This is a genomic window from Pseudomonas sp. E315 (genome assembly GCF_055406205.1).
Genome location: NZ_JBUZPJ010000001.1, coordinates 472,368 through 488,188, shown reverse-complemented (window position 1 = coordinate 488,188; position 15,821 = coordinate 472,368). Strand labels below are relative to the sequence as shown.

Here is a 15,821-nt window from a genome sequence, read left to right as displayed (position 1 = left end):
CAATCAGGTTATGTGCAAGCCCCCCCTACCAGGTTTGCAGCAGATCGCTCAGAAGTTTAACTGCCGGCAGTCTAGGGCATCAGCGTCACGCCAAAAGGACTATTGCCCACCGGCTTTTTACCCGGCGTGGGCGAGGTGACGGTGATGATCGTTGCCTGATCCTGACGGCGCATGGGCATGACCACGCTGGTATCGGCATTCAAGTAACTGGCCATGGTCGCCAAGGCGATACCCACAAAGGGAGACGCCGAACCGGTGTCGCCCAAACGCTGTGTAAGGTTGTAACTTTCGCGGGAGTCGAGCAAGTCGAGAGAACTCTGGGCTGCGCGAAGCGCCGGGGACAGTTCGGTGATGGGCGCGCGGTTCAAGCCGCCGTCGTAAAACAGCCGGGAGGGTTGAGGCGTGAGAGTGTCCGTGGCCTTCTTCCAGCCCGCAGCCAATTGCGCTGTCAGGGCATCGTGTTTCAAGCGCTCGCCGTTGTCTGGGCGTTTAAGCGAGACGGTCACTGGGCGGTGAATTTTAGCCAAGACCTTCATCGCGTCCCATTGCTCAAACGCACGCTGCGTCCAGGGCTGCGGGATGAACTCGGATGGCTGGAACTCCACCGGCGGCTTGCGCCATCCCCAGCCTCTGAACTCGGGGTCGATTTTATTCTCGTTGACCTTGGCGTATTGAGCGTAATAGCGCAACCATTCAACACGTTCGGGGCGGCCAACGACTAGGGCGACCATTGCATCGGTTAATTTGTCAGGTTGACGCGGGCCTGCGACAGCACCGAGTGACGTCAAGGAGACATCCTTGCTCGATAGTGCTCCCGACATGTTGATGCCTTCAACACTATAAATCAGTACAGCTGGAAGATCTGGACTGCTTTCAAATAGTTGAAATATGCTTTCAACTAATATCTCAGGCGCGTCATTACAAATAATGCCGTCTTGCACGTTACGAATACGATGCCAGTGAAGACCAGCGTCTGTACGGAAGCTATCGACCATACCATTCAGCATTTTTCTAGTTCTATCAGGTGAAAAACGCAAATTCGGTGTTGCGGCACTCCAACTACGCACTACGGTAATAGTAGGAATCGGCCATTTTTCTACAAAATATCGAAGTCCCAACTCCAGTGCGTCTGCTTTTCGCTTGGAATAAGCAAAGTTTTTATCGTCAGCTGTAGTTGGGTATTTTTTTGGGTCAAAAGGAAGAATACTACCTACATGCAGAGAATCCTTCTGCCTAGCATTCTGCACTTGCAAGTTATCCCATATATCCCCCTGACGAAAAACATCCAAACTCACTCCGATGCCAAGCACATCCAAAGTTTCTAGGCGAGAGGAAGTAGTTGGAGCACGGTAACGTGCATCAGCAGGCATAGCAGGCCCATTATTGATGGATGTGTAGGCAGTTACCGCCGTAGCGGGACTAACAAAACAACGGCTTTCAACCGCCTGTACCCAAGAACTGGTGAACAGCAGACCGCTTATGGATAAACAGGCAACCCGTGCACGCATCAGGCATTACCTCCAAAGTTCACCTACAAGCCATCCAGTAAGTCGTCGCTGTCCTTCAAACTCAGCAAAAACTCTTCCAGCGCATAGTCGTCAGTTGGTTTGGAGAATGGCGGCATCGCTTGGGCGCGAGGTGTTAAGGCCGCTGCAACAGGTCGCTCAGGCGTGTCACTGCTGGCAGTCTGTGGCATTAGCGTGACGCCGAAGGGGCTGTTGCCTACCGGCTTTTTACCCGGCGTGGTCGAAGTCACGGCAATGATCGTTGCCTGATCCTGACGGCGCATGGGCATGACCACGCTGGTATCGGCATTCAAGTAACTGGCCATAGTCGCCAAGGCGATACCCACAAAGGGAGACGCCGAACCGGTGTCGCCCAAACGCTGGGTAAGGTTGTAACTCTCGCGGGAGTCGAGCAGATCGAGCGAACTCTGGGCGACACGCAGCGCCGGGGACAACTCGGTAATTGGCGCGCTGTTCAAACCGCCGTCGTAAAACAGCCGGGAGGGTTGAGGCGTGAGAGTGTCCGTGGCCTTCTTCCAGCCCGCAGCTAATTGCGCTGTCAGGGCATCGCGCTTCAAACGCTCGCCGTTGTCTGGTCGCTGGAGCGAGACGGTCACTGGGCGGTGAATTTTGGCCAAGACCGTCATCGCATCCCACTGCTCAAACGCACGCTTCGTCCAGGGCTGCGGGATGAACTCGGATGGCTGAAACTCAACAGGTGGTTTGCGCCATCCCCAGCCTCTGAACTCGGGGTCGATTTTATTATCGTTGACCTTGGCGTATTGGGCGTAATAACGCAGCCATTCAACGCGTTCGGGGCGGCCTACAACTAGGGCGACCATTGAGTCGGTGAGTTCACCGGGTTGTCGAGGGCCCGTTCCTAGACCTATGGGCTTATTACCCTTAGTGGTCAACGACAACGCCATATTAAACCCTTCATTCACATAAACTAGTAATGCAGGTAAATCCGGATTTCTTTCAAAAAGTTGGAATATATTTTCCACGACACCTTCAGGTGTATCGTTACAAACGACACCATTTTGAAAGTTACGTATACGGTGCCAGTGCAATCCTGCTGGGCTGCGCATATTGTTTACCATCACAGAAAGACTTTTTTTAGTTCTTTCAGGCGCAAATCGTAAGTTTGGTGTCTGAGGATTCCAGCCACGAACCACAGTAATAGTTGGAATAGGCCATTTTTCAAGAAAATTCTTTAGTCCCATTTCCAACGCATCCGTTTCACGCTTTTCGGATGCCATGTCCTTATCATCAGCAGTAATTGGATACTTCGTCGGGTCCATAGGCAAAATACTGCCCACATGCAAGGATTCAGGGTTTTTTATATTTTGCTCTTGCAGGGCCTGCCACGCCTGCCCTTGACGAAACACATCCAAACTCATACCAATACTAAGTACATCCAGCGTTTCTAAAGGAGGTGAAATCGTGGGTGCCTTGTAACGAAGATCAGAGGACATTTTAGAAGCCTTCTTAGAGGTGACATACGCCGCTAGCGGCGTAGCTGGGCTAGCGAAACAACGACTGATATTTAATGTATTTTCACCAGCACTGACCAATGGACTTAAAATTAAGAAACCAGCCATAAGCGGATATAAATAATTACGCATCATATACTCCCACCAAATGACATAGGCTTACCTAGTTGATGCCCTCCCCACGTTTGTGTGGCTACCAGAGTAGGCATTTGGGAGTTAGAAACGCTGTTAGGCATTACGCCGCTGAGACGATAGGTCGACGTAGAATCGATCAAATTACGATTTTTCGCGTCCTCTAACAGATAGATACTTTGTACGTCCGCATCAGGATACTCATCATCTGAATCGAGGCTGACTAGAGCCCTCCCCTTCGTTCGCGTGTCTTCCCAATCCAACCGCCAATCCGCCACCCGACACAAATACGCGTAGAACGTCACATCATCTACGCTCTGCCCGGCACCAATCGCCACGTCATACGCCAACACCCTACGACTGTGCTCCGGGTTATTCGGAATACTTGAGTGAAAAGAGTCAGCGGCCTGATGCGATGCCTGTAATCGCAACCGCGCTTCATAAGGTGTTTCGCCCCGTGTAATCAGTACCTGACCATTGCCCATGTCCCGAAATGTGAATACATGAGCCCGTTGAGCCGTGTCTTTATTTTCGTTCAGGGCTTGTTCCACGCTGCTGTTATCGCGCCCGAATTTGAACGCTTGGCTCGCGTCCAAAACTTCCTGCCGAGCACGATTCACGTCCTCAGGCTTCCATGCCGCCTTGATCCACAGAGACTTATCGTTACTGAGGCCAATGGCTGCATCAATGGGGTCAAGGTTGTCCTTAACTTGATAAAGACCACTGTCCGAATCTTCCCCAGGTGCAGTAACGGTGCCACCTACAAAAAAGTCTGCCGCCGTTGGAACCGGCAAAAGAGGCGCAGTCAGCATCACACTTTTACCGGGTTCCAGTTCGGCACGCCCACCAAGATCAACCCATCCGGTCAACCCGGTGTCCTCCCAATTCTTTTCCCCAGCAACCAGTAAGGGGTAAACATAAGGAGGTGTGTGAAAGCCAATTTTCTCTTTCTCACCGGCGCGTTTGCGCAAGGTAAAGACCCGTTGATGAAAACCTGGCATCAACACCTTGCGTGCGGCTTGCCCATTAATCTCCTCCCCCACGCCTTGCCAGCCAATGCCCTGGACGTTGGCCAGACCTACGGTCTGATCCTCAGGCGTGAAGTACAGGTAGGTGCTGCCCCGGTTATCCCGCTCGTTGAACGTGATTTTTTTGCCATCAATCGTCGCTTCACTCGGCCCGACGCCTGCCCACCCCACGCCACCAATGGCGCCATAGCTTTGGCAGTTTTTGAGCGCAACGCTTGATAACGCAGGCGTTGCACTAGGGCTGCTTGAGATGAATTTCAAAATGCCTTCGAGCGTGGCAATACGGGCGGCAGTGGTCTGTTGTTTCAGCCAACCCTGAACTTTTTCATTGCGGGGCTGATACAAGCTGTAGGGGGAATTGAGCATCACGAACCCATCTGCAGGGCGCTGACCTTCATCCTTGAGAAACGCGTGAGCCAGCAAAGCGATCAAGGTCCCCTGACTGTGACCGACCACATTGACCGTGTCATTGGGGTAACGCTTTCTGATGATTTTCATCAGCATCGCCAGACGCATGGCAGCCAATACCATGTAGCGCCGCCCTGATGCCGAAAACAATGGGTGAGTCAGGGTGCCAGCAATGGCATTGAGTGGAATGATGCCAAACGGGAATCCATTGAACCCCTCCCCCCACATATCCGGCAAGTTGGTGGTGGCGTTGGCGAACTGCCCGCCCTCCTTGGTTCCGGCTTTATCCAGGCGGTTGTTGTTGCGATCCAGCCACTCACCGTGGGGCGCGGTTTTGTTGATGTACGCCTCTTCTTCTCGAAAACCCCAATAGAACGGGATGACCACGCTGCGAGTAGAACTGCCATCGCTGGAGTCACTGAACTTGCGCCGGTAGTACATCGCATCGGGGTCAGTGGCCTTGCCAGAGTCATCCGAAGGCAAGCTGTAACCCGCCCCCTTCAAATAACCCGGATTACTCATCCCGCCGGGCAGGGTTTCAGGCATATCAAGGCGCTCGTTCAAGCCTTGGCACAGTCCACGCTCAATTCGCTCATAACAACCTGCAAGGTCGTTAACCCCATGCACCACGATGGTCACGCAGGGCTTTGGTGGTGGCGGGATCAAATGCACATCACCGCCGCCGGGCATGGTGATCGACTTGGCTGAAACGATGGTCCTCATCTGAGCAGCTTCACTCATGGGTGTCCTCCTTGTTTGTGATATTCCAAACGTCCGTTGTTTTTTTTCAGCACTCATGATGTCTCCTTGGGCTGCATCATCCCGCGTGTTGCCCAAACTACTGATCAATAACCCTCACGAATCACAACACGTACTGATGCCTGCGACACCTACAAACCATCCAGCAAGTCGTCGCTGTCCTTCAAACTCAGCAAAAACTCTTCCAGCGCATAGTCGTCAGTTGGTTTGGAGAATGGCGGCATCGCTTGGGCGCGAGGTGTTACGGCCGCTGCAACAGGTGGCTCAGGGGTGTCACTGCTAGCAGTCTGTGGCATTAGCGTGACGCCGAAGGGGCTGTTGCCTACCGGCTTTTTACCCGGCATGGTCGAAGTCACGGTAATGATCGTTGCCTGATCCTTACGGCGCATGGGCATGACCACGCTGGTATCGGCATTCAAGTAACTGGCCATGGTCGCCAAGGCAATACCCACAAAGGGAGACGCCGAACCGGTGTCGCCCAAACGCTGGGTAAGGTTGTAACTTTCGCGGGAGTCGAGCAGATCGAGCGAACTCTGGGCTGCGTGCAGCGCCGGGGACAACTCGGTAATCGGCGCGCTGTTCAAACCGCCGTCGTAAAACAACCGGGAGGGTTGAGGAGTGAGTGTGTCAGTGGCCTTCTTCCAGCCCGCGGCTAATTGCGCTGTCAGGGCATCGCGCTTCAAACGCTCGCCGTTGTCTGGTCGCTTAAGCGAGACGGTCACTGGGCGGTGAATTTTGGCCAAGACCGTCATCGCATCCCATTGCTCAAACGCACGCTTCGTCCAGGGCTGCGGGATGAACTCGGATGGCTGAAACTCAACAGGTGGTTTGCGCCATCCCCAGCCTCTGAACTCAGGATCGATTTTATTCTCGTTGACCTTGGCGTATTGGGCGTAATAACGCAGCCATTCAACACGTTCGGGGCGGCCAACGACTAGGGCGACCATTGAGTCGGTAAGTTCACCGGGTTTACGCGGCCCACCTCCCCCAATTAATGGATCACCTTTGGCGGAAAGGGAGAACGACACACTAAATCCTTCATTGCTGTACACCAGTACAGCAGGCAAATCAGGGTTATGTTCAAAAAGCTGAAACAACTTCTCAACCAAACCTTCCGGTGTGTCATTACAAACAATACCGTTTTCTAGATTACGAATGCGGTGCCAGTGCAATCCTGCCGGTGTTCGCATGTTGTTGACCATAACCGCCAAACTGCGTTCAGTTCTTGCAGGTGTAAAACGTAAACCCAACGCTGAAGAATCCCAACTACTAACAACCGTAATTGTCGGAATAGGCCATTTTTCAAGAAAATCCTTCAACCCCAACTCCAGTGCATCAGCTTCCCGCTTACTGTAGGCCATATCTTTGTCATCAGCAGTCACTGGATACTTCTTCGGATCCATCGGAAGAATACTGCCAACATGCAAAGCCTCCGGATGCTTTGCACTTTGATCTATCAAGGTTTGCCAAGCTTGTCCCTGACGAAAAACATCAAGACTCAGCCCAATACTAAGCACGTCCAGAGTTTGCAAACGAGGTGAAGTAGTTGGAGCACGGTAACGTGCATCAGCAGGCATAGCAGGCCCATTATTGATGGATGTGTAGGCAGTTACCGCCGTAGAGGGACTCACAAAACAACGGCTTTCAACCGCCTGTACCCAAGAACTGGTGAACAGCAGACCGCTTATGGATAAACAGGCAACCCATGCACGCATCAGGCATTACCTCCAAAGTTCACCTACAAGCCATCCAGCAAGTCGTCGCTGTCCTTCAAACTCAGCAAAAACTCTTCCAGCGCATAGTCGTCAGTTGGTTTGGAGAATGGCGGCATCGCTTGGGCGCGAGGTGTTACGGCCGCTGCAACAGCTGGCTCAGGGGTGTCACTGCTGGCAGTCTGCGGCATCAGCGTCACGCCAAAAGGACTATTGCCCACCGGCTTTTTACCCGGTGTGGGCGAGGTGACGGTGATGATCGTTGCCTGATCCTGACGGCGCATGGGCATGACCACGCTGGTATCGGCATTCAAGTAACTGGCCATGGTCGCCAAGGCGATACCCACAAAAGGAGACGCCGAACCGGTGTCGCCCAAACGCTGGGTAAGGTTGTAACTCTCACGGGAGTCGAGCAGATCAAGCGAACTCTGGGCTGCGTGCAGCGCCGGGGACAACTCGGTAATCGGCGCGCTGTTCAAACCGCCGTCGTAAAACAACCGGGAGGGTTGAAGAGTGAGAGTGTCCGTGGCCTTCTTCCAGCCCGCGGCTAATTGCGCTGTCAGGGCATCGCGCTTCAAACGCTCGCCGTTGTCTGGTCGCTGGAGCGAGACGGTCACTGGGCGGTGAATTTTGGCCAAGACTGTCATCGCATCCCACTGCTCAAACGCACGCTTCGTCCAGGGCTGCGGTATGAACTCGGATGGCTGAAACTCAACAGGTGGTTTGCGCCATCCCCAGCCTCTGAACTCGGGGTCGATTTTATTATCGTTGACCTTGGCGTATTGGGCGTAATAACGCAGCCATTCAACGCGTTCTGGGCGGCCTACGACAAGAGCGACCATTGCATCGGTTAATTTGTCAGGTTGACGCGGGCCTTCGATAGCCCCTAATGACTTTAAAGAAACATCTTTACTTGATAGTGCCCCCTGCATACTAATACCTTCGACGTTATAAACTAGGACTGCAGGAAGATCGGGATTCCTTTCGAACAGTTGAAATAGGTTTTCTATCAAACCCTCTGGTGTGTCATTGCAAACAACCCCATTTTGTAGGTTACGGATACGATGCCAATGCAAGCCTGCATCAGTACGATAACTATTAACCATGCTAGAAAGCATTTCACGGGTTCTTTCAGGCCTGAAACGCAAGTTCGGCTTTTCAGAGTTCCAGCCACGAATCACGGTAATAGTGGGTATTGGCCATTTTTCCAGAAAATACCGCAACCCCAGCTCCAAAGCGTCAGCTTTTCGCTTGTCATAAGCCATGTCCTTATCATCTGCGGTCTGTGGATACTTAGTCGGGTCTATAGGAAGAATACTGCCAACATGTAAGGCCTCAGGTTGTTTTCTACTCTGCTCATGCATAGCCTGCCAAGTTTGACCCTGACGAAAAACATCAAGACTCAGCCCAACACTAAGAACGTCCAGAGTTTCCAAACGAGGTGACGTAGTTGGAGCACGGTAACGAGGATCAGCAGACATATTAGAGGCCTTGATAGAGGACGGGTATGCAGTCACAGCTGTAGCTGGGCTCGCAAAGCAACGGGGCACAAGTGATCTTTCTATTGCATGAGCCAGCGGTGTACTCAGGAGTAGGCTAGTAATAGATAGACAAGCAACAAATGTACGCATTAAGTAGGGCCTCCAATAACGATCGACTTACCGGCATAACTCTCCGCCAAACTTTGCGACACAACCAAGGAAGGCATATTGGTTTTGCCCACGATAGTCGGCAGCACTCCGCTCTTGCGATACACCACTGAGGCGTCTATTAGCTTACGATTTTCACCATCCTCGAGAAGATAGAGTTCCTCCACATCCTCGTTTGGCAGGTCAGATTCGGCCAAACTCTGAGAAAACATACCTCCATCCGTCTTTTTCCAATCCAACCGCCAATCAGCCACCCGGCACAAATACGCGTAGAACGTCACATCATCCACGCTCTGCCCTGCCCCGATGGCCACGTCATACGCCAAAACTCTGCGGCTGTGTTCCGGGTTGTTCGGAATACTTGAGTGAAAAGAATCCGCTTCTTGGTGCGATTCCTGTAATCGCAACCGCGCTTCGTAAGGTGTTTCACCCCGTGTAATCAGTACCTGACCATTGCCCATGTCCCGGAATGTGAATACATGAGCCCGTTGAGCCGTGTCTTTATTTTCGTTCAGGGCTTGTTCCACGCTGCTGTTATCGCGCCCGAATTTGAACGCTTGGCTCGCGTCCAAAACTTCCTGCCGAGCACGATTCACGTCCTCAGGCTTCCATGCCGCCTTGATCCACAGAGACTTATCGTTACTGAGGCCAATGGCTGCATCAATGGGGTCAAGGTTGTCCTTAACTTGATAAAGACCACTGTCCGAATCTTCCCCAGGTGCAGTAACGGTGCCACCTACAAAAAAGTCTGCCACCGTTGGAACCGGCAAAAGAGGCGCAGTCAGCATCACACTTTTACCGGGTTCCAGTTCGGCACGCCCACCAAGATCAACCCATCCGGTCAACCCGGTGTCCTCCCAATTCTTTTCCCCGGCAACCAGTAAGGGGTAAACATAAGGAGGTGTGTGAAAGCCAATTTTCTCTTTCTCACCGGCGCGCTTGCGCAAGGTAAAGACCCGTTGATGAAAACCTGGCATCAACACCTTGCGTGCGGCTTGCCCATTAATCTCCTCCCCCACACCTTGCCAGCCAATGCCCTGGACGTTGGCCAGACCTACGGTCTGATCCTCAGGCGTGAAGTACAGGTAGGTGCTGCCCCGGTTATCCCGCTCGTTGAACGTGATTTTTTTGCCATCAATTGTCGCTTCACTCGGCCCGACGCCTGCCCACCCCACGCCACCAATGGCCCCATACCCTTTGCAGTTTTTGAGCGCAACGCTCGATAACGCAGGCGTTGCACTAGGGCTGCTTGAGATGAATTTCAAAATGCCTTCGAGCGTGGCAATACGGGCAGCTGTCGTCTGTTGTTTCAGCCAACCCTGAACTTTTTCATTGCGGGGCTGGTACAAGCTGTAGGGGGAATTGAGCATCACGAACCCATCTGCAGGGCGCTGACCTTCATCCTTGAGAAACGCGTGAGCCAGCAAAGCAATCAAGGTCCCCTGACTGTGACCGACCACATTGACCGTGTCATTGGGATAGCGCTTTCTGATGATTTTCATCAGCATTGCCAGACGCATGGCAGCCAATACCATGTAGCGACGCCCTGATGCCGAAAACAATGGGTGAGTCAGGGTGCCAGCAATCGCATTGAGCGGCAGGATGCCAAACGGGAATCCATTAAACCCATCCCCCCACATATCCGGCAAGTTGGTGGTGGCATTGGCGAACTGCCCACCTTCCTTGGTGCCGGCCTTGTCCAATCGGTTGTTGTTGCGATCTAGCCACTCACCGTGAGGCGCGGTCTTGTTGATGTGTTCCTCTTCCTCACGAAAACCCCAATAGAACGGAATGACCACACTGCGCGTCGCCCCGCCATCGCTGGAACCACTGAACTTGCGCCGGTAGTACATCGCATCGGGGTTGGTGGCTTTGCCAGAATCATCCGAAGGCAAGCTGTAACCCGCCGACTTCAAATAGCCCGGATTGCTCATGCCGCCGGGTAGGGTTTCTGGCAGATCAAGTCGCTCGTTCAGCCCCTTGCACAAACCGTTCTCGATCCGTGCATAGCATCCGGCAAGGTCGTTAACCCCATGCACCACGATGGTGACACAGGGTTTTGGTGGTGGCGGGATCAAATGCACATCGCCGCCACCGGGCATGGTGATCGACTTGGCTGAAACGATGGTCCTCATCTGAGCAGCTTCACTCATGGGTGTCCTCCTTGTGGGTGATGCTCCAAACGTCCGTTGTTTTTGTCTGCACTCATGATGCCTCCTTGGGCTGCATCATCCCGCGTGTTGCCCAAACTACTGATCAATAACCCTCACGAATCACAACACTTACTGATGCCTGCGACACCTACAAGCCATCCAGTAAGTCGTCGCCGTCCTTCAAACTCAGCAAAAACTCTTCCAGCGCATAGTCGTCAGTTGGTTTGGAGAATGGCGGCATCGCTTGGGCGCGAGGTGTTACGGCCGCTGCAACAGGTGGCTCAGGGGTGTCACTGCTAGCAGTCTGTGGCATTAGCGTGACGCCGAAGGGGCTGTTGCCTACCGGCTTTTTACCCGGCATGGTCGAAGTCACGGTAATGATCGTTGCCTGATCCTTACGGCGCATGGGCATGACCACGCTGGTATCGGCATTCAAATAACTGGCCATGGTCGCCAAGGCGATACCCACAAAGGGAGACGCCGAACCAGTGTCGCCCAAGCGCTGTGTAAGGTTGTAACTCTCGCGGGAGTCGAGCAGATCGAGCGAACTCTGGGCTGCGTGCAGCGCCGGGGACAACTCGGTAATTGGCGCGCTGTTCAAACCGCCGTCGTAAAACAGCCGGGAGGGTTGAGGCGTGAGAGTGTCCGTGGCCTTCTTCCAGCCTGCGGCTAATTGCGCTGTCAGGGCATCGCGCTTCAAACGCTCGCCGTTGTCTGGTCGCTGGAGCGAGACGGTCACTGGGCGATGGATTTTGGCCAAGACCTTCATCGCGTCCCATTGCTCAAACGCACGCTGCGTCCAGGGCTGCGGGATGAACTCGGATGGCTGAAACTCAACAGGTGGTTTGCGCCATCCCCAGCCTCTGAACTCAGGATCGATTTTATTCTCGTTGACCTTGGCGTATTGGGCGTAATAACGCAGCCATTCAACACGTTCTGGACGACCTACGACTAGGGCGACCATTGAGTCAGTGAGTTCGCCTTCTAGTCTGGGCCCTGTACCCACACCGACTGGTTTACTACCTTTAGTCGTCAAGGCTAGAGCCATGTTGAACCCTTCAACGTTGTAAACTAAAACTGCAGGTAGATCTGGATTGTGTTCGAATAACTGGAATATGTTTTCGATTAGCTCCTCAGGTGTGTCATTACAGACAAATCCGTTCTGCAAATTTGTAACCCTATGCCAATGTAAACCTGCCTTCGTCCGAAGACTGTTAACCATAGATGTCAACATCTCCATTGTTTCCGATGGAGTTAACCTAAGATTTGGGGTATTAGGACCCCAACCACGAACCACATTGATCGTAGGAATAGGCCATTTTTCCAAGAAATCTTTAAGACCTAACTCTATAGCATCCGATTTACGCTTTTCCCACGCCATATCTTTGTCATTTGCTGTTACCGGATATTTTTTCGGATCCATAGGCAAAATACTACCAACATGCAAAGCCTCTAGTTGTTTTCCACTTTGTTCTTGCAGAGCCTGCCAAGCCTCTCCCTGACGAAACACATCAAGGCTCAAGCCAATACTGAGCACATCTAAAGTTTCCAAGCGCATCGAGGAAGTAGGAGCACGGTAACGTGCGTCAGCAGTCATAGCAGAGGTCTTATTGGAGGATGTGTTGGCAGTCACGGCCGTAGCGGGACTAACAAAACAACGGCTTTCAACCGCCTGTACCCAAGAACTGGTGAACAGCAGACCACTTATGGATAAACAGGCAATCCGTGCACGCATCAGGCATTACCTCCAAAGTTCACCTACAAGCCATCCAGCAGGTCGTCGCTGTCCTTCAAACTCAGCAAAAACTCTTCCAGCGCATAGTCGTCAGTTGGTTTGGAGAATGGCGGCATCGCTTGAGCGCGAGGTGTTACGGCCGCTGCAACAGGTGGCTCAGGCGTGTCACTGCTGGCAGTCTGTGGCATTAGCGTGACGCCGAAGGGGCTGTTGCCTACCGGCTTTTTACCCGGCATGGTCGAAGTCACGGTAATGATCGTTGCCTGATCCTTACGGCGCATGGGCATGACCACGCTGGTATCGGCATTCAAATAACTGGCCATGGTCGCCAAGGCGATACCCACAAAGGGAGACGCCGAACCAGTGTCGCCCAAGCGCTGTGTAAGGTTGTAACTCTCGCGGGAGTCGAGCAGATCGAGCGAACTCTGGGCTGCGTGCAGCGCCGGGGACAACTCGGTAATTGGCGCGCTGTTCAAACCGCCGTCGTAAAACAGCCGGGAGGGTTGAGGCGTGAGAGTGTCCGTGGCCTTCTTCCAGCCCGCAGCTAATTGCACTGTCAGGGCATCGCGCTTCAAACGCTCGCCGTTGTCTGGTCGCTGGAGCGAGACGGTCACTGGCCGGTGAATTTTGGCCAAGACCGTCATCGCATCCCACTGCTCAAACGCACGCTTCGTCCAGGGCTGCGGGATGAACTCGGATGGCTGAAACTCAACCGGCGGCTTGCGCCATCCCCAGCCTCTGAACTCAGGATCGATTTTATTCTCGTTGACCTTGGCGTATTGAGCGTAATAGCGCAGCCATTCAACACGTTCTGGGCGACCTACGACTAGGGCGACCATTGCATCGGTTAATTTGTCAGGTTGACGCGGGCCTGCGACAGCACCCAATGATTTTAAGGAAATACTCTTGCTGGAGAGAGCACCTGCCATATTGATTCCTTCCACACTGTAAACCAGCACAGCAGGCAGATCAGGATTCAACTCGAATAGTTGAAATAAAGTTTCAACTAAACCTTCAGGGGTGTCGCTGCAGATAATTCCGTTTTTTATATTCCGAATACGGTGCCAATGTAATCCCGCATCTGTACGAAAACTATTTACCATACCGGAGAGCATTACGTTAATTTCTTCGGGGGTGAAGCGTAAGTTTGGTGCTTTGGAATTCCAGCCCCGGACTACAGTGATTGTAGGTATATGCCATTTTTCCAAAAAGTCTCGCAGGCCTAGCTCTAAAGCATCAGTTTTCCGCTTCTCATAAGCCATATTTTTATCATCGGCAGTAACTGGATACTTCTTCGGATCCATAGGCAGAATACTGCCAACATGCAGAGCTGCTAGCTGCTTTTCACTCTGCTCTTGCAGAGTCTGCCAAGTTTGTCCCTGACGAAAAACATCAAGGCTCAGTCCAATACTAAGGACATCCAGAGTGCCCAAGCGAGGCGAAGTAATAGGAGCACGATAACGAGCATCAGCAGGCATAGCAGGCCCATTATTGATGGATGTGTAGGCAGTTACCGCCGTAGCGGGACTAACAAAACAACGGCTTTCAACCGCCTGTACCCAAGAACTGGTGAACAGCAGACCGCTTATGGATAAACAGACAACCCGTGCATGCATCAGGCATTACCTCCAAGGTTCACCTACAAGCCATCCAGTAAGTCGTCGCTGTCCTTCAAACTCAGCAAAAACTCTTCCAGCGCATAGTCGTCAGTTGGTTTGGAGAATGGCGGCATCGCTTGGGCGCGAGGTGTTACGGCCGCTGCAACAGGTGGCTCAGGCGTGTCACTGCTGGCAGTCTGTGGCATTAGCGTGACACCGAAGGGGCTGTTGCCTACCGGCTTTTTACCCGGCGTGGTCGAAGTCACGGTAATGATGGTTGCCTGATCCTGACGGCGCATGGGCATGATCACGCTGGTGTCGGCATTCAAGTAACTGGCCATAGTTGCCAAGGCAATGCCGACAAAAGGTGACGCCGAGCCTGTGTCACCCAGCCGCTGGGTAAGGTTGTAACTCTCACGGGAGTCGAGCAAGTCGAGAGAACTCTGGGCTGCGCGAAGCGCCGGGGACAGTTCGGTGATGGGCGCGCGGTTCAAGCCGCCGTCGTAAAACAGCCGGGAGGGTTGAGGCGTGAGAGTGTCCGTGGCCTTCTTCCAGCCCGCAGCCAATTGCGCTGTCAGGGCATCGTGTTTCAAGCGCTCGCCGTTGTCTGGCCGCTTAAGCGAGACGGTCACTGGGCGGTGAATTTTAGCCAAGACCGTCATCGCATCCCATTGCTCAAACGCACGCTGCGTCCAGGGCTGCGGGATGAACTCGGATGGCTGAAACTCAACAGGTGGTTTGCGCCATCCCCAGCCTCTGAACTCAGGATCGATTTTATTATCGTTGACCTTGGCGTATTGGGCGTAATAACGCAGCCATTCAACGCGTTCGGGGCGGCCTACGACTAGGGCGACCATTGAGTCGGTGAGTTCGCCTGCTAATCGGGGCCCATTCCCCTGCCCTACTGGCCAAGTATTCTTATCCTTAGTTGCAAGGGCGAAGGCCATGTTATGACCTTCAACGCTGTAAACCAAGACAGCAGGCAAATCCGGATTTTTTTCAAACAGTTGAAAAATACTTTCAAGCACAATCTCTGGAGTATCATTACAAACAACCCCATTGGATAACTCTCGAATACGGTGCCAGTGCAAACCTGCATTAGGTCGAACATTGTTAACCATATTGGTCAACATCGTCTCTGTTCTTTCTGCAGAAAATCGTAAATTTGAGGTGCTTGGCTTCCAACCTCGGACAACCGTAATTGTGGGGATTGGCCATTTTTCTAAAAAGTCACGCAACCCCAACTCTAACGAATCAGACTTGCGCTTTGTATACGCCATATCTTTATCCGCTCCTGTTACGGGGTAAGTTTTCGTATCCGTAGGTAAGGAGCTACCCACATGTAAGGCTTCAGCTTGTTTGGCGTTTTGTTCTTGCAGAGCCTGCCATACTTGACCCTGACGGAAAATATCAAGGCTCACTCCGACACTAAGGACATCCAGTGTCTCCAATGCAGGGGAACTAGAGGGTGCGCGATAGCGAGCATTCGTAGGCATAGAGGCGATTTCCTTTGCTATATTTTCAGTAGTCACAACGTGGGGCAAGCTAGCAAAACAGCCGGCAGACATTAACTTCGACTCGCCCGCAAAAATAAATTTGCTCGTCAGAAGTAAAGCTGTTGCTAAAATTGATATCGACAGCATGTTAGA

8 protein-coding genes and 1 pseudogene are annotated in these 15,821 nt (G+C 52.7%); all 9 read right to left on the bottom strand.

Going from position 1 to position 15,821, the window contains the following annotated elements; genetic code table 11:
• Positions 1-74: 74 nt before the first annotated feature.
• Positions 75-1,508: pseudogene (locus ACZRJQ_RS02360) on the bottom strand (type VI lipase adapter Tla3 domain-containing protein); the annotation flags it as partial.
• A gap of 23 nt (positions 1,509-1,531) precedes the next feature.
• Positions 1,532-3,130: a type VI lipase adapter Tla3 domain-containing protein gene (locus ACZRJQ_RS02355; RefSeq protein WP_463976987.1), complete on the bottom strand. Its 1,599-nt coding sequence runs from the start codon at positions 3,128-3,130 to the stop codon at positions 1,532-1,534.
• Complete coding sequence (locus ACZRJQ_RS02350; protein ID WP_463976795.1) at positions 3,130-5,307, bottom strand: T6SS effector phospholipase Tle3 domain-containing protein; 2,178 nt, start codon at positions 5,305-5,307, stop codon at positions 3,130-3,132. Before ACZRJQ_RS02350 ends, ACZRJQ_RS02355 begins: the two co-directional genes overlap by 1 nt.
• 149 nt (positions 5,308-5,456) lie before the next feature.
• Complete coding sequence (locus ACZRJQ_RS02345) at positions 5,457-7,040, bottom strand: type VI lipase adapter Tla3 domain-containing protein (protein ID WP_463976794.1); 1,584 nt, start codon at positions 7,038-7,040, stop codon at positions 5,457-5,459.
• A 23-nt stretch (positions 7,041-7,063) separates the two neighbouring features.
• Positions 7,064-8,668 (bottom strand): type VI lipase adapter Tla3 domain-containing protein, encoded by a 1,605-nt coding sequence (locus ACZRJQ_RS02340; RefSeq protein WP_463976793.1) that lies wholly within the window; start codon positions 8,666-8,668, stop codon positions 7,064-7,066.
• Positions 8,668-10,839, bottom strand: a complete 2,172-nt coding sequence (locus ACZRJQ_RS02335) for a T6SS effector phospholipase Tle3 domain-containing protein (RefSeq protein WP_463976792.1) — start codon at positions 10,837-10,839, stop codon at positions 8,668-8,670. Before ACZRJQ_RS02335 ends, ACZRJQ_RS02340 begins: the two co-directional genes overlap by 1 nt.
• 148 nt (positions 10,840-10,987) lie before the next feature.
• Positions 10,988-12,574, bottom strand: coding sequence for a type VI lipase adapter Tla3 domain-containing protein (locus tag ACZRJQ_RS02330; protein WP_463976791.1), 1,587 nt, complete (start codon positions 12,572-12,574; stop codon positions 10,988-10,990).
• A gap of 23 nt (positions 12,575-12,597) precedes the next feature.
• On the bottom strand, positions 12,598-14,190 hold the full coding sequence (locus ACZRJQ_RS02325) for a type VI lipase adapter Tla3 domain-containing protein (RefSeq protein ID WP_463976790.1): 1,593 nt from the start codon (positions 14,188-14,190) through the stop codon (positions 12,598-12,600).
• Positions 14,191-14,213: 23 nt separating this feature from the next.
• Positions 14,214-15,815, bottom strand: a complete 1,602-nt coding sequence (locus tag ACZRJQ_RS02320; protein WP_463976986.1) for a type VI lipase adapter Tla3 domain-containing protein — start codon at positions 15,813-15,815, stop codon at positions 14,214-14,216.
• Positions 15,816-15,821: the final 6 nt, after the last annotated feature.